We start from the raw sequence: 17,566 nt of genomic DNA on the forward strand, positions 1-17,566 counted from the left end.
GATCTTATTTACCTAATCGCTGTTTGCATTTGTTCAGCCGCGGATATTAATATTGCACACAATTATATTGTGTGCAAGTTAATTATGCACAATATACTTTTATTCATTTCCAAACTATACTGTCACCTAGCAAAAACGATGTTGAGGAGCGAAGCATGACCGAAATTTCTTACTTGGATAATCAAGTGTGTTTTGCGATGTATTCCGCGACCAATGCGATGATTCGTCAATATCGTCCACTACTTCAGGAATATGATCTGACCTACCCGCAATTTATTGTATTGTTGGCTTTGTATGAAAAAGACAATGTGACGTTGTCTGAAATTGGACAAAAGACCTTTTTTGATTCGGGAACGCTGACGCCAATTATTAAAAAACTCGAAGAAAAACAGTTTTTAAAGCGTGTTGCGGTGAAAGAAGATGAACGTATGAAAAAGGTGATCTTGCTTGAAAAAGCACTGGCTGCAAAAGATGAAATTACCTTAATTCCATTTAAACTCGCCTGCTCTTTGGGTGTTGATCCAAATGATTTAGTGGCGATTCATAATTTATGCCATCGTTTTTTAAAGGGTTTGGAAAATTCTAAACTTGAAAGTTTGAGTGAATAAATGCAACAAGCCATTGTTGGATTTCACCTCGATGATGAGAATCATTGGGTTGCTGATCTCGCCTGTGGTCACACGCAGCATGTCCGCCACGATCCACCGTGGCAGAATCGCCCTTGGGTGTTAACAGAGCAAGGGCGTTTAGAAAAAATTGGAGTGTTGTTGGAGTGTAAGAAGTGTGAGGACGAGTAATTCGCATAAGAGTCATTATGTTAAATGCCCTCGTTCTTCTGGAAGTAAATAAACCAAGAAGCCTTCAATAATTTGATCATTATATTCTTCTGAATATGCAGTTCTATAATTTGTTTCTATTTCAACTGGAACAAGTTCTCCTGCTTTATCACTATCTGTTTTATATTCAAGATAATGTTTATCACCTTCAAAATAGAAATTATATTGATCTTTGACAGAATCTAACCGATCTCCTATGCCTAGTAGACCCAATAATTTTCCTTGATATCCTGGACCAGCATAAATGAATTCTAGCTTTTTGGTATTGAAATTGAATGTTAGAGTGATAATCTCATTCCAAAAACAATATATTTCATTGATAGGATCACCCCAAGGCAGAACTTCATTTCGATGTAGAACTAGCCACTTATCTCTTTTGGAATACATACTTTCTAATTCAGAATAATCATTAATAATCTGATATTTTGAATTAGCCGTAAAGTGTTCAAAATCTAGTCCTAATGTAATATCAGCAATAGATTTATGAGGAATAATTTCTGCGCTTAAATTTGGGATCAATTGCTCATACCCTATAAATGATTAGTTTTTTTAAATTAAGTGAATCTAAAATTAACATAATACGCCTTATGCGAAATTCTTGAGATTTCCACTTTTGCATCAATACCTTACCTCAATCCACTCTAGGATTCAGCACACTTGAACGGATTTTTGTGATTTTTCACGTTCCACGCTTAGTTTTCAATCATGATTTCCAATAATCGATTTGTTAAACTAAATACGAAACTCTCACATATTTTTCCTAATAACTAAACTTAATTCTTGACCTCAAGCTAAGTTGAGCTTTTATAGTTGCCTTTTAATCCTAAACACTTGGAAAGAGTAATGAGCGACTCAAATAAAACATTTCTCATATATGGTGTTAGTAAAGGCCTAGGCAAAGCGATTGTTCAAACTGTACCAAAACCAACAGATACCATCTATGGCGTATCTCGCACCCAACCACGAGAAACTCCTAACTTAAACTGGATCTGTACTGATCTCTCCAAACCTGAACAAGCTGTAAGTGACGTAAAAACAGCAATTGGACAGCAAAAAGTTGATGTGCTGATTTATAACGTGGGCATTTGGGAACAACGAGCTTTTAGCGACAACTATAATTTTGAAGATGTTTCTGCTACTGAAATCAATCAAATCATTAATACCAATATCACCACCTGTATCCAATCCATTCAATCTTTAATTGAAAATCTAAAGCGCTCTGACAATGCCAAAATCATACTGATCGGTTCAACTTGGGGTGTTGAAAATCATAACGGCAAAGAACTTGTTTTCTCCGCCACCAAATTTGCATTAAGAGGTATTGCACAATCCCTCAGAGAAATCTTACGTGAGCACTTAATTGGGGTGAGTGTACTGAACTTAGGCTATCTTGCCAGTGAATATGAGATTGAAAAACCTGTTGAAGAAATTTTAGAAGAAACGAAATATTCACTAATCCCATTAGCAGATGTTATTCATGCGATTAATTTTATTATTTCAACCAGTAAAGCAAGCTGTGTTAAAGAAATTTTGATGCCTGCGATGTTAGATCAGAATGTTTAGTTTTATAGATTTTTTAATACTGAGTTGAATAACTCTCCTTTCTCTAGCTTTTTCCACTAGACTTTGGAAGTTTACGTTGAGCAATGATATCGCTCAACGTAAGTATTTAGATAATTGTGTTTAACATTGATAGTTAAAATTTTAAAAACAGTCTTATTGATGTGTGCTGAATTAGCAGGAGACTTTCACTTGGGAGATTCTAGGCAGCTAACCGATAAAAGTCTTCTGCCATTTGATTTGGTGTCTTAAAATCCAAGCCTTTTTGAATTCTTCGCTGATTATAAAATAACTCTATATATTTTGTAATATCCGCTTTGGCTTCTTCCCTTGTTTTGTAGTTGCGATGATGGACTAGTTCATTTTTGAGTATGCCCCAGAAACTCTCTATCGGTGCATTATCGAAGCAGTCGCCTTTTTTGCTCATTGAACCCTGAAAATCAAATTTCTCAAGTAAGTTTCGATATTCATTACTGCAATATTGGCTGCCTCTGTCTGAATGTACAATGAGATCTTTAGCAGGTTTCTGATTGCGAATAGCCATATTCAATGCATCACAAACAAGCTTGGCTGTCATGCGCTCATTTAAGCTATAGCCAACAACCTGTTTCGTGTAAAGATCTTTGACAGCTGCCAAGTACAACCAGCCCTCAGCCGTCCAAATGTAGGTAATGTCACTCGACCACGCAAGATTAGGCTTCGTCATTGAAAACTGTTGCTTGAGTAAATTGTCATAAATAGAACGGTTGTGATCACTGTCCGTGGTTCTTTTGAAACGCTTATGGCGCTTACAATACAACTGATTTGATTTTTTTATTTGGCGCACAGCATACATACTTATTTTGATACTTTGCGCTTGTAAATGCTTGGTTAATCGAACATAGCCATAGCTTTGTTTGGTTTCTTCATGGGCTATTTTGACCAAAATTGTCTGCTGATTTCGCTGAATTGATCTTTTACTCATGCCTCGCTTTAGCCAATCATAAAAGCGAGAAACGGATACACGAAGTAATCGAGCCATTAAAATAATCGGAAATAAGTGGCTTTGCGATTTCATATAGGCGTACCTCACTGACTTTCTTTGGCAAAGTACGCTGCTGCCTTTTTTAAAAATTCACGTTCCATTTCAGCTGTTTTGAGCTGTTGTTTAAGCTTCTTATTTTCTTCGAGTAAGGCGTTTAGATCGGGCGAATACTGTTTTGTGCCTGCTAAAGTTCCAGCCTTTGCTTTGTTATTCCAGTTCGAAAGGGTTTGCATTGAAATGCCAAGTTGTCTAGCGGATTCCGATACATTACCTTGGTTCTCTTCAATGGCTTTTATGGCTTCAGCTTTAAATTCTGCGGTGTAAGTCTTCTGTTTCTTGCTCATGGTAAACTCCTAATGAGTATGTATAGTTTACCAAGTTAAACCCTCCTGTTTTTTAAGCACACATCATATGCCGAGTCTGAACTCATTAAATGAATCTTTAGCAGCCTCAAAAAAACCTCTATTTTCAAAAGACTTTATGTAAGCAGCTCTATAAATAAGCCATAACTCCAGCATAAAAACTAAAAAAAACAAGCTTAAACAAATATTAGTCACTAATTGGGTATCACCCATAAATAGAACTAAAAATATTTGGAAAATAAAAATTATAATTCCCGATGGGATAAGAAATACCAAATTAAAAAATAAATAATAAGGTAATGTCCAAAATAGAAGTGATACAAAAGGCATGATAATTCTCAGTTTTTTCCAATTATAAACAACAATTTGTATCAAAAATACTTTTTATCGCAAAATATATTTTAAATAATCTATTTTTTCTAGAATTAGTGTAAATAAACGAACAAAAAAGGAAGCCTTCGCTTCCTTTTCTCTTACACCTAAAACTTAGATGCCATATTTTTCACGATAAGCCTGCATATTTGCCAATGCTTCTTTCTCGCCTTTTGCATCCAAGTAATCCATCAAATCTTTCATTGTGATTAAAGCATGCACTGGGATTTCAAGTTCTTTCTGCACTTCCTGAATCGCAGAAAGCTCACCTTGACCACGTTCTTGACGGTCTAATGCAACCAACACCCCTGCAATCGTTGCACCTGCATTTTTTAAGATGCTCACAACTTCACGAATCGCAGTCCCTGCAGTGATCACATCATCAATGATCCAGACTTTTTGACCTGCAACTGATGCACCAACCAACACACCGCCTTCGCCATGATCTTTGGCTTCTTTACGATTAAAGCCCCAAGGCACACTCTTACCATGCACTTGAGACAACGCCACTGCTGCTGCTGCAACAAAAGGAATACCTTTGTACGCTGGACCAAAAATCACTTCAACATTGTCACACTGGACCAATTTATCCGCATAGCCTTGGGCTAACAAAGACAATGCTTCACCATCATTGAGCAAACCTGCGTTAAAGAAATAAGGACTGACACGACCTGATTTTAAGGTAAACTCACCAAATTTAAGCACACCACGTGATAATGCGAGTTCGATAAAAGCTTGCGGATGAAATGACACAGGCGTTGTCATATAAGGTGCTCCAAATTCTTCAATTGAGGTTAAACAGACGTATGATACCAAAGGATAGCTATCCAAGTGATGTAAAAATTCTTCGAGTCGTTTCAATTAACGTGAATGGACTGCGCGCATCCGTAACCAAAGGGCTCTTGGAATGGTTAGAGCAGTCCGATGCGGATGTGGTCTGTATGCAAGAAAGCCGTATCACTCATGAACAATGGACTGATAAATTTAAACCAGAAGGTTGGTACACACACCTATTCCCTGCTGAACGTGCTGGTTATGCAGGTACAGCCATCTATAGTCGTCTACCATTTGTTTCAGTCACCAATGGTTTAGGTTTTGAACTGGCAGACTCTCAAGGTCGTTTTATTACCGCTGAATTTGATTTAGGGCTGTCACATCCTGTTCATATTGCTTCTCTATACTTACCTTCAGGATCAAGTGGTGATGAAGCCCAAGCACGTAAAGATGTATTTCTCGAAAAATACGCAAAGATACTAAAACAATGGCGTGACGAGAATAAATCAATCATCGTGTGTGGTGACTACAATATCGTACACAAGCGTATTGATATTAAAAACTGGTCAGGTAACCAGAAGTCATCAGGCGTGTTACCGCATGAACGTGCATGGCTCGATCATATTTATGATGAATTGGGTTATGTTGATACCTTCCGTGAAGTACGACCTGAAGCAGAGCTGTACTCATGGTGGTCAAATCGTGGTCAAGCGCGTGCAAAAAATGTGGGTTGGCGTATCGACTACCATGCATGCTCTCCAGATTGGAAAGCGCGTACTGCAAATGCATGGGTTTATAAAGAACAATGGTTTAGTGACCATGCCCCTGTGATTATCGACTACAAAATACACGAATAAGTGAACAGTTGTTCACTTTGATCGCTTCTTTAGCTTACATATCATGTCGCTTTTTGTGTATTTTTATTTAACAACTGTGACGGCATTATAGCACCACGGCACAGGGAAGCGGTCAGGATGACCACAAAGGGATAGGACGCCGTAGGAAGATAAAATAAACTTAGTTTAAGTTTATTTGCAAGGATGAGACATTGGACGTTGAAATGAGACCCGCATGATCAGGATGATTAAATGCGGGTTTTCTCTTTTCTGAATATACAATTTTATTGATTTTTCCCTTCGCATTTAGCACAAAGAACCAATTTACTTATCACCTACTTGATTGACACTTATTAATACCCTACATCGATCAACTTAATAAAAAAATTCGGCTGGCAAATCACATCGCTTTTCAGTTAGGCTGTGAGGAAGATGATTCACTGTTTTTGATGGTTTGAATATGTTTAAAATTTACGGTATTAAAAATTGTAATTCGATGAAAAAAGCTTTTGATGCACTACAAGCCAAGGGAATTGATTACCAATTTCATGATTATAAAAAACAAGGTATTGATGCTGAAACCATCGAGATTTGGTTAAAGGAAATCGGTGCAGATAAAGTCCTTAATAAAAAAGGTACAACATGGCGTAAATTAACAGCAGATGAACAAGCGCATGCAAGCAGTAGCGAGCAAAACCTGATTAAGACTTTAATTGCACAGCCAAGCTTGATTAAACGTCCTGTATTACAAACCCCGCAAGGTTTTATCATTGGCTTTGATGAAACAACGTATCAAAACCTATCGGCTTAGAATAGACATTAAAAAACCGAGTTCACATTAGGCGAACTCAGTTTTTTTATTCAACTAATCAACTTAGTTAGAACGCACCCAAGTTTGGTTACGACCAAGTGCTGCAACGCCGATATAACCGCGTAATTTCAGCTTTTGACCACCATCGGTAAGCTCTGCTTTAAGCTTATAAGTTTTACCATTTTTTGGATCTACAATAGAACCACCATCATAATTTACGCCACCTACATTTTTAAGGTTGCGTACAATCGTTACGCCATTCAATGATTTGTTATGAAATGGACCTTCACATTTCGTACAAACACTTTCCTGACCTGGAACTAAATACTTCTGAATCGATGCAGATAATGAACCGTCCTTTTGTTCAGTAAACTTGACGATCGCTTTGGGTTGCTTGGTTTCATCGTCAATCGTTTGCCACACGCTACCGTGTAATGCATCCGCTGCATTGGCAAATGCTGTCAAACTAAACAATCCTAGTGCTAAAGCAATTTTCTTCATTTTTGTAATATCCTTAATGGGTCTTTTAAGACTAAGAGTATTGAAAACTTCCATCAATATTGCAATTCTTGATTGTGACTATTAGGTACAACCTGATCAGGTGCAAAACACCGTACAGAACGCCATTGTATAGGTCTTAAAATCAAGTACTCTCTTAGTTGTATACTGCTCTAACAATATGGAAAAATTATGAAATTTGGTACTGTTTGGAAATATTATTTTACTGAATCCCTACTCAAAGCGACCATCCGGACACCAAGTCAATTCAATTTAGCACCGAATGCTTTACGTCCGCTATTAGACCAACTGTGTCGCTTATTTCCACAAAACCCAAACGCGCGAATCCGTCCTCTACGTTTGGCTGGCGTACGTGGTGAGGAAATCAAAACCAAAGCAACAGCAACACAGTTAATTTTCCATATACATGGCGGCGCATTTTTCTTAGGTAGCCTCAATACACATCGGGCATTGATGACCGATATCGCTGACAGTACCCAAATGCAAGTCATCCATATTGATTATCCATTAGCACCAGAACATCCTTTTCCTGAAGCGATTGATGCAATTTTTGATGTTTACCAAGCGTTACTGGTTCAAGGGATTAAACCCAAAGATATTATTATTTCAGGTGATTCTTGTGGGGCGAATCTTGCACTCGCGCTGTGCTTACGTTTAAAGCAACAACCTGAGCTGATGCCAAGTGGCTTGATTTTAATGTCTCCTTATTTGGATTTAACCCTCACCAGTGAATCGCTACGCTTTAATCAAAAACACGATGCATTACTGTCGATAGAAGCCTTACAAGCGGGAATTAATCATTATCTGACTGCAGATATTCAAGCTGATGATCCTCGTGTCTCTCCTTTATTTGATGATTTAACGGGCTTACCACCAACATTGGTTCAAGTCGGATCTAAAGAGATCTTATTGGATGATTCCAAGCGTTTCCGCGAAAAAGCAGAGCAAGCCGATGTTAAAGTGATTTTCAAACTCTATACGGGCATGTGGCATAATTTTCAAATGTTCAACGCTTGGTTTCCAGAAGCAAAACAAGCATTGGCAGATATTGCAACTTTTGCACAACGGATTGATCGTGACTGAGTCCTTTGGGTTTTGTGTGAAAAATGGTCAGCTATGGCTGACCATTGTCATACTTAATTCATTTTTGTCATCATAAAATAAAATTAATCGATTATTTAGATCATACTCTATTTTTCTAAAAATTTTTCCCGTTCTGATTTGCACTCAAAGCTTAGAAGCAGACTTTCTTCGCATTCCAAAGATGCTATTGTTAGTTATATACGCATTTGATCAACATTTTGATGTCAAATTTACATTTATAAAGTTTCTAAGGAATCTCATTGCATAAAAGGATGCATGCCAATGACGAAGATTCATTTTAAGAGGACAGCGAATCGAGAGAAATGGAGTTTCTCACAGCTTTGGGAACATGAACCACTGATCAACTGGAACATGTTAAAGAAGTCGATTCTGCTACTGATCCTTGCTGCCTTTATGACCCTTTTCGGGATCGTTTGGGATGTACTGGTCTTACTCAATCCAGTGACATGGCAATGGGTCAATTTACCGTTGATTTGGTCTAAACTTTGGACCAATTTGATTATGTTTTTTGTTTTTTTGGGCCTGATTGTTCCCTGTTATCTTTTTAAAGATCGGGCTTGGGCGTCAGAAGTTATTCCTATCTTAACCGTCCAATTGTTTACAGCACTGCTGTGTCATACCAGCTATTTAATTGGAAGCTTTAGCCCTGCCACGATGGTGGTTTATGTCAGTGTCGTCGCTGTTGGCTTAGTCCTATTTAATCGTAAAATGATTTACTGTGCACTTATTCCTGCAACAATTGCGCTGTTATTCTGCAATATTTTAAGTTTATATGGTGTGCTCCAGTACGCACCATTGTTTAATCCAAAGATTTTAAATCAAGCCGAGATGCACCCATTTTGGGTGGGGAGCATGTTGTTTTTCCTGCTGCCTATTTTAATCGCTTGTTTATTCTTATTTGAGATCTTACTGACCCAATGGCGTACTCGCGAAACTGCCATTCAAGCACTTAGTCGCCTTGATCCTCTTACCAATGTTATGAATCGACGTAGTATTAGTAACCATTTGGAGAAACTAAATAAACAGCCAAATTCATTTTATTCGGTGGTGCTACTTGATCTAGATCATTTCAAAAATATTAATGATGAATTTGGTCATAGCATGGGCGATCAAGTTTTGGTGCATGTGGCAAAGTGCCTTTCAAACAATGTCCGTGATCAGGATCTGATTGGTCGCTTTGGTGGAGAGGAGTTCATTTTATTATTACCCAATACCACAGCAATCCAAGCCAAGAATGTTGCTGAACGTTGTCGATTAGCAATTGCTGACATGTGTTTTATTGCTGAGGATCAACAACAATTTTCTGTTAGTGCGAGTTTTGGGATCAGTAGCTCGCTCAATGCGAATGAACCACACTTAGTTGTCAGTCAGGCCGATCAAGCACTTTATGCCGTGAAAGCATCAGGAAGAAATAATATTCAGATTTTTGGAGATTTAGCACTGTGATTACTCATATTAATAATTAAAAGATTAAAACCAATCAAGATTATGATGATTCATATCTAAATAGCTGCTCAACATTAATAATCTCATCAGCAAGATCAATACATTCTTGGGAGTGTGTAATCACGATTAACGTCTCTATTTTCTCCTTTAAATAGCTCAATATTTTAATGCTGGTATTCAAATCTAATGCTGAGGTTGGTTCATCCAAAATTAAGACCTTGGGCTTTTTCAGAACTGCACGTAATATATTTAAACGTGGCTTTGTTGCACAAACCTATCTGTAAAAGCTTTTTCAGCGATATAATTTTCAAATGAAGAAGCCTACACACAAAATCTACCGCACAACCAATTGGCCCGCATATAACCGAGCACTCATGAGTCGCGGAAATATTGCCATTTGGTTTGATCCTGCTACGCAATGGTATGCTCCATCAAAAGGCAAACAAGGGCGAAATCAAACCTACTCCGACGCAGCTATCCAATGCTGCTTAATGATTAAATCCTTATTCCGTCTATCTTTACGTATGGTCACTGGCTTTGTGCAAAGTCTGATTAAACTTTGTGGATTAAATTGGACCGCACCAGATTACAGTACGCTTTGTAGAAGACAAAAGCATATTGATATTGCAATCAGCTACCAAAAAAGTAGCGATGGGCTGCATCTACTCATAGACTCTACAGGCATGAAGTTTCTAGGTGAGGGCGAATGGAAACGCAAGAAACATGGACCTGAATATCGTCGCCAATGGCGTAAACTACATATTGGTATAGATGCTGAAACCCTTCAAATACGCGCTATTCAACTCACTACAAATAATGTCAGTGATTCACAAGTGCTTGGTGATTTACTCGATCAGATTCCACAAGATGAGCAGATTGACTCTGTTTATACCGATGGAGCTTATGACACCAAGCAATGCCGTCAGGTCATTGCAGATCGGCAAGCGCATGCGGTGATTCCACCTAGAAAAAATGCGAAACCATGGAAAGATACAAAGATCAGCTCGCTAGAACGAAATGAATTACTTCGAACAGTTAAACGTTTAGGCAGGAGACTATGGAAAAAATGGTCAGGCTATCATCGACGAAGTTTGGTGGAAACCAAGATGCATTGCATTAAATTATTAGGCGATAAATTAATGGCAAGAAGCTTTCCTAGTCAGGTGAATGAAATTCATGCACGTGTAGCAGTCCTCAACAGGTTTACGGAATTAGGTCGACCACTTACCCAAGTTACGCCTTAAATTTGGCTCAATTAGGGGCGCTTTGCATTTCAAATCTTTGTGCAACAAAACCAGTAAAACTAAATGTTTTCTCTCATTCTTATAAAATTTATTGGAAACACGCCAAATTTCTTTATAGGCTTTTAAAAACACTGAGTGTATTCTCCTATTATGACTTTATTTCAAGTCATAATATTACGTGTCTAAAAATAACGTAGGAGAATAATTTGTTGAAATTTTGTCTACTTATTTAAATACATTTCACGATTTTGACGGTACGGCTCATCAAAAGGAACAAACATTTGTTCTTGCTTCGCGTCAGCAATCCACTGTCGAACCGATGGCAAGGCCAAGATTTTTTGCATGTAAGCTTGGCTTGATGCAGAGACAGGCAGCTTGAAACACACAAAGCGCATGACTACAGGTGCATAAAATGCATCAGCGATACTAAACTCACCACATAAAAAGCTGTCTTCACTTGGACGCTCTGACCAGATCTGATCAATTCGTGCAACTTCAGCGCGCAACTGCTCATGCTCAGCCCACAATTGCTCACCAATATGGGTCAGATCAGCTTCAATATTCATCGGGCAAAGATTACGTAAGTTTTGAAAACTGCTATGCATTTCAGCGCTAATGCAACGCGCTCTAGCACGTAATTTCTGATCTTGCGGCAACAGTTTTTTCTCAGGCTGCTGTTCAGCTACATATTCACAAATAGCTAAACTATCCCAAACCGTAATATCTGCATCGACTAGAGTAGGTACTTTTCCTGTTGGATTGAGCTTTAAGATTTCTGTCTTAAACTGGCTGTCTGGTTCAAAGCTATCAAATTGAATTAAATGCTCATGAAAATCAATGCCTGCTTGTTTTAATAAAATCCAAGGGCGCATTGACCATGTTGAGTAATTTTTATTACCAATAAAGAGCGTATACATCGTTATGATTTCCCCTCAAATAAAGCCAGTTGTTGGAGTAACTCCGTTTTTTTAAATGCGCCAGTTAAACGTAATGAACGGAGTTCTTGTTGTTGCGCGTTTAAGAATAAATAAGTGGGTGGACCTAAAATATCCCATTGCTTTAACAAAGCTTGATGAGAATCATCATACTGACTCAAATCCAACTTAATTAAATAATACGGCGCTAAAGCTTGCTGCACTTCTGCATCTTTTAAAATACGATGTTCAATAGGTTGACATGCCACACACCAATCAGCATATACATCAATAACAATCCCACGATCTTTCGGTGCATTGGCAAGAATATGTTGAAACTCATCTGCTGTTTTGGCGACATGCCATTCAGCTAGTTTGTCTGCCTGAACTGAATTTAAATTTTGAATATGTTGATATTGATTGAATACAAGCCAAGGTGTCGTGATCATCAATAAGACAATATAAAGCCATTTCAGTTTACTGTTCTGTGCCAACAAACGAGAGGCGGCATAAATAATAAATGCTAAACCAAGGATTAGACTGAGAATTTGTAATGCCAACTCAGGTAATAATGGACGAATAAAATAAAGACTCAAAGCCAACATTAAAAAGGCAAAAATTACCTTAATTTGATGCATCCACTCCCCTGCTTTTGGCAACACTCGTGCACCTAAAACTGTAGCCAATAACAGTGGTATCCCCATCCCAAAGCCCAAGGTAAATAGCAATAATGCACCTTGCCATTGGTTCTGTGTTTGCGAAATAAATAGCAACACACCGGCAAGAGGAGCTGTCATGCAAGGGCCAACCAATAACGCCGAAATCATGCCCATGACACTCGCACCGACCAGCGTCCCACCTTTTTGTGAGGCTTGCAGATGATCCAGTCGATTTACCCATTTCTGTGGCATTTTCAATTCAAATAAACCAAACAGGTTTAAAGCAAACACCACAAATAACAGACTAAATGCGATCAAGGTGGCAGGTTGTTGTAACCAACGTTGGAAATTCAACCCAGCAGCGGAAGCAATAAGCCCCAGTAGAGCATAGATCATTGCCATACTGACTACAAAAGTCAGCGCTATTGCCCAAGCTTTGACCCCTTTATTTTCACGCACAATAAGTGACGTCAAAATCGGTAGCATGGGGAGTGAGCAAGGTGTAAAGGCCAGTAAAATACCTAAGCCTAAAAATAAAAGAATGCTATACAACAATGAATGCTGTGCTAAACGACTCGACCATTTTTGGTCTTGTGCCATTTGCCCTGCCTCATTGGATGAACTTATTGCAGATGCTTGCTCTTGATCAGAAATATCTGCCAGATCGGGGCGTTGCGTATTGATTGCATTGGCAGAGCGAGCGACATCAAGAAAGCGCTTTTGTGCGTTTGGACTGAGGTTTTGTGTATTTACAAGACCATTGGCATCCGTATCAAATGCGATTGTTTGTGGCGGATAACAAATACGATCTTTGGCACATCCCTGCCATGTCACTTGATAGTGTTGAGATGCTTGTGTAGGAATCTCAAATGCAAGCTCATCATAGTACACTTGGCTATGACCATAATTTTCATCATATTGGTCCTTCGCCTTAGGTAAGTTTAAAGCAACAGGCTGATTGCCTTGCTTCACCTCAAACTTATGCTGATATAAATAATAATTTGGTTGAATTTCCCAATGTAATCGAGCTTGATCTGCACGAGATGATTCTACGGAAAATACAAATGCATCCTCAGGATTTAACAGTTGCGCGGAAAGATTCTCTTGGGCGTGGGTAAAACTCCCACATAACAACAGTAAACTACCAAGAAAGTAACGCACCAGTTCGCTACTGTAGCCACCCTGAGCATAGATTTTCATTCAGATTTCTCTTTTATCAACCCAATACTCCCGATGAGAAATGCAGGGATTCACGGGAGATTGAGAAGTGACATGGATTAAAATAAAACGGAAACGCCTAAACCACCGTTATAGCTTCGCGCATTGCCTTCTAAATCGACACCCACACTGGCATCGAGCTGCATACGATTGTTCACTGCATAAATCAGACCTGCACCCAGCCCATATTCATAATCTTGGCTTTCTGCTTTACGATAAATAAACTCTGAATATCCAGACAATTTTCCAGCAATTTTATAATCAATGGTTGGAATTGCAGTCACAGCCCAATTGCTGTTTTGCGCTTCGTAACGCATGGTAATCGAGGTACCAATGAGGTCACTAAACTCATAAGCCACCGCCGAAGTGAGGCTATAGATATCATCATGGGCAGTAAATTCGTCATTTCCTGTCGCAAGAATCGCTTCAGCTAACAATGCCATGCTCAGACGGTCATCTTTTAAATTAATCGCTTTTTTCAAACCGATGCTGACATCACCTAAACCATTGTTTTCTTTAGTTGCACCCGCACGCTTGTGTTGCTGCCAAACAGGACCTTGCCAACCCAACTGAAGCTCTAACCCTTTCGCTAAACCTGTACGTAACAACATATCGCCATTTAAGGTTAAAGTTTTTTCCTTTACCCCATCAATTGTTTGTTGCTGATAACTTGCGGTTGGCAGACCTTGTTCCCAAGCTAGTTGACCAACTGGTGTAATGCCTGTACCTATGCCAGCGCCAGGACGATCAAAAGAAAATTCATTCGCAAAGGCTGAACTTGCTAGCATTGATAGCGCGATCAAGCTTAATGTTTGACGTTGTTTCATCATTATCCCCTTTTATTCAATCGGCTAAACTCAAGTTGCTAGCTCTTTTGACATTTTTGCACCATGTTCCCGTAACAGTTCAAGTGTTGTACGTTCCTCTGCCAACGCCTGTGACCAGTCAATTTCATCAAAATCACAATCAAAGAAAAGCTGACTAATCGAGGATAAAATCGTAAGACCCTCTTCATCACGCGTATTTGGGTCAACTTTTTCATCTAGTAAACGCTTGACCACTGGTGCACATGCTGAACTTGCGGCATCCCACAATGGTCCATAAAACTCTTCCGCATCCCAAAGATGTAAATTCGCTTTGGCTTGAATCAGCGCATCTAAAATATCTAAGTAGACTTGAAGTTGTTGTTGTTTTTCAGTTTCAGTCAGTGGTTGATTAGCTTCATATGCTTCACAGATGGTTTCCCACCATGTAAATAATCCATCACATATCACCGAAACGGGTGGTCCTTGTTCAGGATCGATAAAATTTGGGTCGAGTCCCTCAGCCAGTAAAAATCGCACTTGGTCTAAATCGAGTTGTTGTATGGCTTGCACCAAGGCCTGCTGCTGATTGCTTAACATGACCAATTCTCACAATATATTTAATGGTTCTATTATGCCGAATATCCCGACAGGTTTTTATAAAACGATCTAAAAATCATGTATAAATTTGATACAGGCAAAAAAAAAGCCCAACTTCTGGGCTTTTTCTAAGTTGTTACTAAGATGCTTCATCATCTACGTCAACAAATTCAGGTAAACCACCTCGATGATGATCTTTTTTCTCATAGAGATGTTCCAGACTACGTTTTAATTTATCAATCGCACCATGAATAGAATGATCAATATTTGCAGCTTTGTGTGTTACTGCAACAGGCTTCATTCCTGCTGGACGGGCTTCGATCATACAACGTTTGTCATGTTCGCCCGTTTTGTCCCCATTTTCATCACTAATATGAACCGAAAAGTGTGTAATACGCTCGCTATAACGTTGGAATTCTTGTGTCAGCTCTTCACGAACATAACTGATTAAACGTTCACTACCTTGAATGTTTTTATCTGTACGGATTTCAATATTCATAAATATCTTCCTCTCTTTTCTGTGAGACGGTTCTACAAAATTATCTTATTGAGCACGCTTTTGAGCATGCATTCATTCAACGCAGTTGTATATTTTGTTTATGTAAATGCTTGTCGTCTCCTTGCTTTACATGTGTTGCTTTTCAGTATGAAAGAAGATCTTCTATGATTCCAATATCCGTCCATAATGAAAAATATGCAAGCTGATTTTTGACATTTTTATTAAAACTTGAGCAAAAAATAGTTAAATGACATGCAACTCCCTTTGATTTTCAGCACTACAATTCTTTTGAGCATTTGGTCAAATTTGGCTTTATTTTTGCTTGATTCCTTGTATGCTTTACACGCCTTTCAGGGGGGATTTTTTAAATGCAATTGAAACAACTTGCGGCAACATGTTTATTGGTATCTACAGCAGCTTTTACTCAAGCAAAACCGATCTGGCAAGATTTTAGCCTCACTGGTTTATACGGCGAAAACTATGAAGTTGTTGATGAAAAGCAAACAACTTTAACGGTTGAATACGCAGCAAAAGTAAAATATGCCGATGTATTTTTCTTCATGGATCGTATGCGTGGGAGTGACGACCATAAAAGCACTTATTTCGAGCTTTCACCGCGTTTTAGTCTAGGTGAAATTTCTGGTCAAAAATTAGCTTTCGGTCCAGTCAAAGACGTATTGATTTCAACAACATGGGAAAGCAACAATGATGATTTCTCTAGTTTTGATAACTTCTTATATGGCGTAGGCTTTGATCTTGATCTTCCATATTTCCAATATGCAAATATCAATTTCTACCGTGCTAACAATGAGAAAACAGCTGATGACTACCAGCTTACTTTTGTCTATGCATTGCCATTTAAACTCTCAACTGAAGAGTTCTTAGTCGATGGCTTCCTTGACTGGTCAACGGCTGAAAAAGATCACGCCAGTGAACTCAACTGGACTACACAGTACAAGTGGAATGTGGGTAAACACATTTCGCCTGAAACACGCTTATATTTAGGTGTCGAGCATTCAGTGTGGAACAATAAATTTGGTATCAAAGGCAGCGACGAAAACAACGTTAGCGCTTTGATCAAATATCATTTCTAAATTGTTCAAATCGTTAAAAACAGCAAGCTCAGTCTTGCTGTTTTTTTTGATATGTAGAATAAAATAATCAAATCTTTTTATTTAAATTTAAGATGTCATTTACTACCGTGACAGGCGACATGGATGTCGCCTTGTTGAGTTGCGGTATCAGGATGTACCGTCAACTCAACAGAAGATTTTTGTTACTTTTGATCTTTCAAAAGTAAGAGATTCCCTATACACAAACAATCCGCCTCATCATAATCTATGCGGCAGTAACACAATGTGAAATAAAATCAATTCACTGATTCGAATTCATCTTCCACCTAATTCAACCTATAACCTATGCCTATTTCTACTCAATTTATGCCTCACATATTCAATAAGTATTACAAGATTCGCTTGGCAACAATTCATGACCTTGAGCAGATTTTAGCTATCTATAATCATGAGATCCTCACGGGCACGGCCAACTGGAATGATCAAGCCGTTTCCCTGACAGACTATCAGCAACGCTTCCAAGATTTACAACAGCAGCAATTTCCGATGATTGTAGTTGAGGATCAACAACTAGATCGTATCGCAGGATATGCCTATTATTCAGCATTTCGCTCGATTAGTGGTTATCGGCATAGCGTTGAACATTCAGTGTTTATTGACCCAAGTTATGCACGCCAAGGGCTTGGTAGAGCCTTGATGCAACAACTGATTCATCTTGCGACTCAACAGCATATGCATATGATGGTGGCTGCCATAGATAGTGAAAATCGGGGTTCAATCGTGCTCCACGAGCAACTTGGATTCATTCAAACTGGCTATATGCCTCAGATCGGACAAAAATTTGGACAATGGCGTGATTTAGTCCTGATGCAACTACAATTAAATACGCCATAAAAATTTAACAATACAGCA

General features: G+C 38.6%; 20 protein-coding genes. 10 read left to right on the plus strand and 10 right to left on the minus strand.

Annotation, left to right across the window (positions count from 1 at the left end; all coding sequences use genetic code 11):
* Positions 1 to 155 precede the first annotated feature (155 nt).
* Positions 156 to 608 carry a MarR family winged helix-turn-helix transcriptional regulator gene (locus F927_RS16000; RefSeq protein ID WP_005087201.1) on the plus strand — a complete coding sequence of 151 codons (453 nt, stop codon included), beginning with the start codon at positions 156 to 158 and terminating at the stop codon, positions 606 to 608.
* A complete protein-coding gene (locus tag F927_RS16005; RefSeq protein WP_005087203.1) occupies positions 609 to 797 on the plus strand; it encodes a DUF3565 domain-containing protein in 189 nt (62 codons plus the stop codon).
* 15 nt (positions 798 to 812) lie between these two features.
* Here F927_RS16005 and F927_RS16010 read toward each other — a convergent pair whose 3' ends face one another.
* Entirely contained in the window at positions 813 to 1,355 is a 543-nt protein-coding gene (locus tag F927_RS16010; protein ID WP_005087204.1) for a hypothetical protein, read from the minus strand.
* Between the two features lie 324 nt (positions 1,356 to 1,679).
* On the opposite strand from F927_RS16010, the gene F927_RS16015 reads away from it, so the two are divergent.
* Positions 1,680 to 2,399 (plus strand): SDR family oxidoreductase, encoded by a 720-nt coding sequence (locus F927_RS16015; protein WP_005087206.1) that lies wholly within the window; start codon positions 1,680 to 1,682, stop codon positions 2,397 to 2,399.
* A gap of 199 nt (positions 2,400 to 2,598) precedes the next feature.
* Here F927_RS16015 and F927_RS16020 read toward each other — a convergent pair.
* The 3 genes from F927_RS16020 to pyrE form a co-directional block, all read right to left on the minus strand.
* A protein-coding gene (locus F927_RS16020) for an IS3 family transposase (protein ID WP_100223926.1) occupies positions 2,599 to 3,764 on the minus strand; the annotation gives its coding sequence in 2 pieces (ribosomal slippage) (positions 2,599 to 3,506 and positions 3,506 to 3,764; 1,167 coding nt in all).
* A 63-nt stretch (positions 3,765 to 3,827) separates the two neighbouring features.
* Positions 3,828 to 4,112: a hypothetical protein gene (locus F927_RS17430; protein ID WP_005087208.1), complete on the minus strand. Its 285-nt coding sequence runs from the start codon at positions 4,110 to 4,112 to the stop codon at positions 3,828 to 3,830.
* A 156-nt stretch (positions 4,113 to 4,268) separates the two neighbouring features.
* Positions 4,269 to 4,919 carry an orotate phosphoribosyltransferase gene (gene pyrE, locus F927_RS16035; protein WP_005087210.1) on the minus strand — a complete coding sequence of 217 codons (651 nt, stop codon included), beginning with the start codon at positions 4,917 to 4,919 and terminating at the stop codon, positions 4,269 to 4,271.
* A gap of 41 nt (positions 4,920 to 4,960) precedes the next feature.
* Here pyrE and F927_RS16040 point away from each other — a divergent pair, with 41 nt between their 5' ends.
* Both F927_RS16040 and F927_RS16045 read left to right on the plus strand, forming a co-directional pair.
* Positions 4,961 to 5,785: an exodeoxyribonuclease III gene (locus F927_RS16040; RefSeq protein WP_005087212.1), complete on the plus strand. Its 825-nt coding sequence runs from the start codon at positions 4,961 to 4,963 to the stop codon at positions 5,783 to 5,785.
* 439 nt (positions 5,786 to 6,224) lie between these two features.
* Entirely contained in the window at positions 6,225 to 6,575 is a 351-nt protein-coding gene (locus tag F927_RS16045) for an arsenate reductase (RefSeq protein WP_017394562.1), read from the plus strand.
* A gap of 63 nt (positions 6,576 to 6,638) precedes the next feature.
* Here F927_RS16045 and F927_RS16050 read toward each other — a convergent pair whose 3' ends face one another.
* Positions 6,639 to 7,076, minus strand: a complete 438-nt coding sequence (locus tag F927_RS16050) for a DUF2147 domain-containing protein (protein ID WP_005087215.1) — start codon at positions 7,074 to 7,076, stop codon at positions 6,639 to 6,641.
* 189 nt (positions 7,077 to 7,265) lie between these two features.
* Here F927_RS16050 and F927_RS16055 point away from each other — a divergent pair, with 189 nt between their 5' ends.
* From F927_RS16055 to F927_RS16065, 3 genes are all read left to right on the plus strand, one after another.
* A complete protein-coding gene (locus F927_RS16055; RefSeq protein WP_005087216.1) occupies positions 7,266 to 8,177 on the plus strand; it encodes an alpha/beta hydrolase in 912 nt (303 codons plus the stop codon).
* A gap of 282 nt (positions 8,178 to 8,459) precedes the next feature.
* Positions 8,460 to 9,644 (plus strand): GGDEF domain-containing protein, encoded by a 1,185-nt coding sequence (locus tag F927_RS16060; protein WP_005087217.1) that lies wholly within the window; start codon positions 8,460 to 8,462, stop codon positions 9,642 to 9,644.
* Positions 9,645 to 9,955: 311 nt separating this feature from the next.
* Positions 9,956 to 10,888, plus strand: a complete 933-nt coding sequence (locus tag F927_RS16065) for an IS5-like element IS17 family transposase (RefSeq protein WP_020846310.1) — start codon at positions 9,956 to 9,958, stop codon at positions 10,886 to 10,888.
* Positions 10,889 to 11,109: 221 nt separating this feature from the next.
* Here F927_RS16065 and F927_RS16070 read toward each other — a convergent pair whose 3' ends face one another.
* The 5 genes from F927_RS16070 to F927_RS16090 form a co-directional block, all read right to left on the minus strand.
* Entirely contained in the window at positions 11,110 to 11,805 is a 696-nt protein-coding gene (locus F927_RS16070; protein ID WP_005087219.1) for a glutathione S-transferase family protein, read from the minus strand.
* 2 nt (positions 11,806 to 11,807) lie between these two features.
* Complete coding sequence (gene dsbD, locus F927_RS16075) at positions 11,808 to 13,661, minus strand: protein-disulfide reductase DsbD (RefSeq protein WP_005087220.1); 1,854 nt, start codon at positions 13,659 to 13,661, stop codon at positions 11,808 to 11,810.
* A 77-nt stretch (positions 13,662 to 13,738) separates the two neighbouring features.
* Complete coding sequence (locus tag F927_RS16080) at positions 13,739 to 14,506, minus strand: transporter (RefSeq protein ID WP_017394677.1); 768 nt, start codon at positions 14,504 to 14,506, stop codon at positions 13,739 to 13,741.
* A 30-nt stretch (positions 14,507 to 14,536) separates the two neighbouring features.
* Positions 14,537 to 15,082: an ankyrin repeat domain-containing protein gene (locus tag F927_RS16085; protein WP_005087224.1), complete on the minus strand. Its 546-nt coding sequence runs from the start codon at positions 15,080 to 15,082 to the stop codon at positions 14,537 to 14,539.
* Between the two features lie 139 nt (positions 15,083 to 15,221).
* Positions 15,222 to 15,581: an HPF/RaiA family ribosome-associated protein gene (locus F927_RS16090; RefSeq protein ID WP_004641598.1), complete on the minus strand. Its 360-nt coding sequence runs from the start codon at positions 15,579 to 15,581 to the stop codon at positions 15,222 to 15,224.
* A gap of 368 nt (positions 15,582 to 15,949) precedes the next feature.
* Here F927_RS16090 and F927_RS16095 point away from each other — a divergent pair, with 368 nt between their 5' ends.
* Entirely contained in the window at positions 15,950 to 16,675 is a 726-nt protein-coding gene (locus F927_RS16095; RefSeq protein ID WP_005087226.1) for an outer membrane protein OmpK, read from the plus strand.
* Positions 16,676 to 16,999: 324 nt separating this feature from the next.
* Complete coding sequence (locus tag F927_RS16100) at positions 17,000 to 17,548, plus strand: GNAT family N-acetyltransferase (RefSeq protein WP_005087228.1); 549 nt, start codon at positions 17,000 to 17,002, stop codon at positions 17,546 to 17,548.
* Positions 17,549 to 17,566 lie beyond the last annotated feature (18 nt).

The organism is Acinetobacter haemolyticus CIP 64.3 = MTCC 9819 (assembly GCF_000369065.1).
GTDB classification, from domain to species: Bacteria; Pseudomonadota; Gammaproteobacteria; order Pseudomonadales; family Moraxellaceae; genus Acinetobacter; species Acinetobacter haemolyticus.

What these genes read in the sequence shown, in the direction of transcription:
- F927_RS16000 (WP_005087201.1), top strand. Translation starts at nt 156, where the DNA reads ATGACCGAAATTTCTTACTTGGATAATCAAGTGTGTTTTGCGATGTAT.
- F927_RS16005 (WP_005087203.1), top strand. Translation starts at nt 609, where the DNA reads ATGCAACAAGCCATTGTTGGATTTCACCTCGATGATGAGAATCATTGG.
- F927_RS16015 (WP_005087206.1), top strand. Translation starts at nt 1,680, where the DNA reads ATGAGCGACTCAAATAAAACATTTCTCATATATGGTGTTAGTAAAGGC.
- F927_RS17430 (WP_005087208.1), bottom strand. Translation starts at nt 4,112, where the DNA reads ATGCCTTTTGTATCACTTCTATTTTGGACATTACCTTATTATTTATTT.
- pyrE (WP_005087210.1), bottom strand. Translation starts at nt 4,919, where the DNA reads ATGACAACGCCTGTGTCATTTCATCCGCAAGCTTTTATCGAACTCGCA.
- F927_RS16040 (WP_005087212.1), top strand. Translation starts at nt 4,961, where the DNA reads ATGATACCAAAGGATAGCTATCCAAGTGATGTAAAAATTCTTCGAGTC.
- F927_RS16045 (WP_017394562.1), top strand. Translation starts at nt 6,225, where the DNA reads ATGTTTAAAATTTACGGTATTAAAAATTGTAATTCGATGAAAAAAGCT.
- F927_RS16050 (WP_005087215.1), bottom strand. Translation starts at nt 7,076, where the DNA reads ATGAAGAAAATTGCTTTAGCACTAGGATTGTTTAGTTTGACAGCATTT.
- F927_RS16055 (WP_005087216.1), top strand. Translation starts at nt 7,266, where the DNA reads ATGAAATTTGGTACTGTTTGGAAATATTATTTTACTGAATCCCTACTC.
- F927_RS16060 (WP_005087217.1), top strand. Translation starts at nt 8,460, where the DNA reads ATGACGAAGATTCATTTTAAGAGGACAGCGAATCGAGAGAAATGGAGT.
- F927_RS16065 (WP_020846310.1), top strand. Translation starts at nt 9,956, where the DNA reads ATGAAGAAGCCTACACACAAAATCTACCGCACAACCAATTGGCCCGCA.
- F927_RS16070 (WP_005087219.1), bottom strand. Translation starts at nt 11,805, where the DNA reads ATGTATACGCTCTTTATTGGTAATAAAAATTACTCAACATGGTCAATG.
- dsbD (WP_005087220.1), bottom strand. Translation starts at nt 13,661, where the DNA reads ATGAAAATCTATGCTCAGGGTGGCTACAGTAGCGAACTGGTGCGTTAC.
- F927_RS16080 (WP_017394677.1), bottom strand. Translation starts at nt 14,506, where the DNA reads ATGAAACAACGTCAAACATTAAGCTTGATCGCGCTATCAATGCTAGCA.
- F927_RS16085 (WP_005087224.1), bottom strand. Translation starts at nt 15,082, where the DNA reads ATGTTAAGCAATCAGCAGCAGGCCTTGGTGCAAGCCATACAACAACTC.
- F927_RS16090 (WP_004641598.1), bottom strand. Translation starts at nt 15,581, where the DNA reads ATGAATATTGAAATCCGTACAGATAAAAACATTCAAGGTAGTGAACGT.
- F927_RS16095 (WP_005087226.1), top strand. Translation starts at nt 15,950, where the DNA reads ATGCAATTGAAACAACTTGCGGCAACATGTTTATTGGTATCTACAGCA.
- F927_RS16100 (WP_005087228.1), top strand. Translation starts at nt 17,000, where the DNA reads ATGCCTATTTCTACTCAATTTATGCCTCACATATTCAATAAGTATTAC.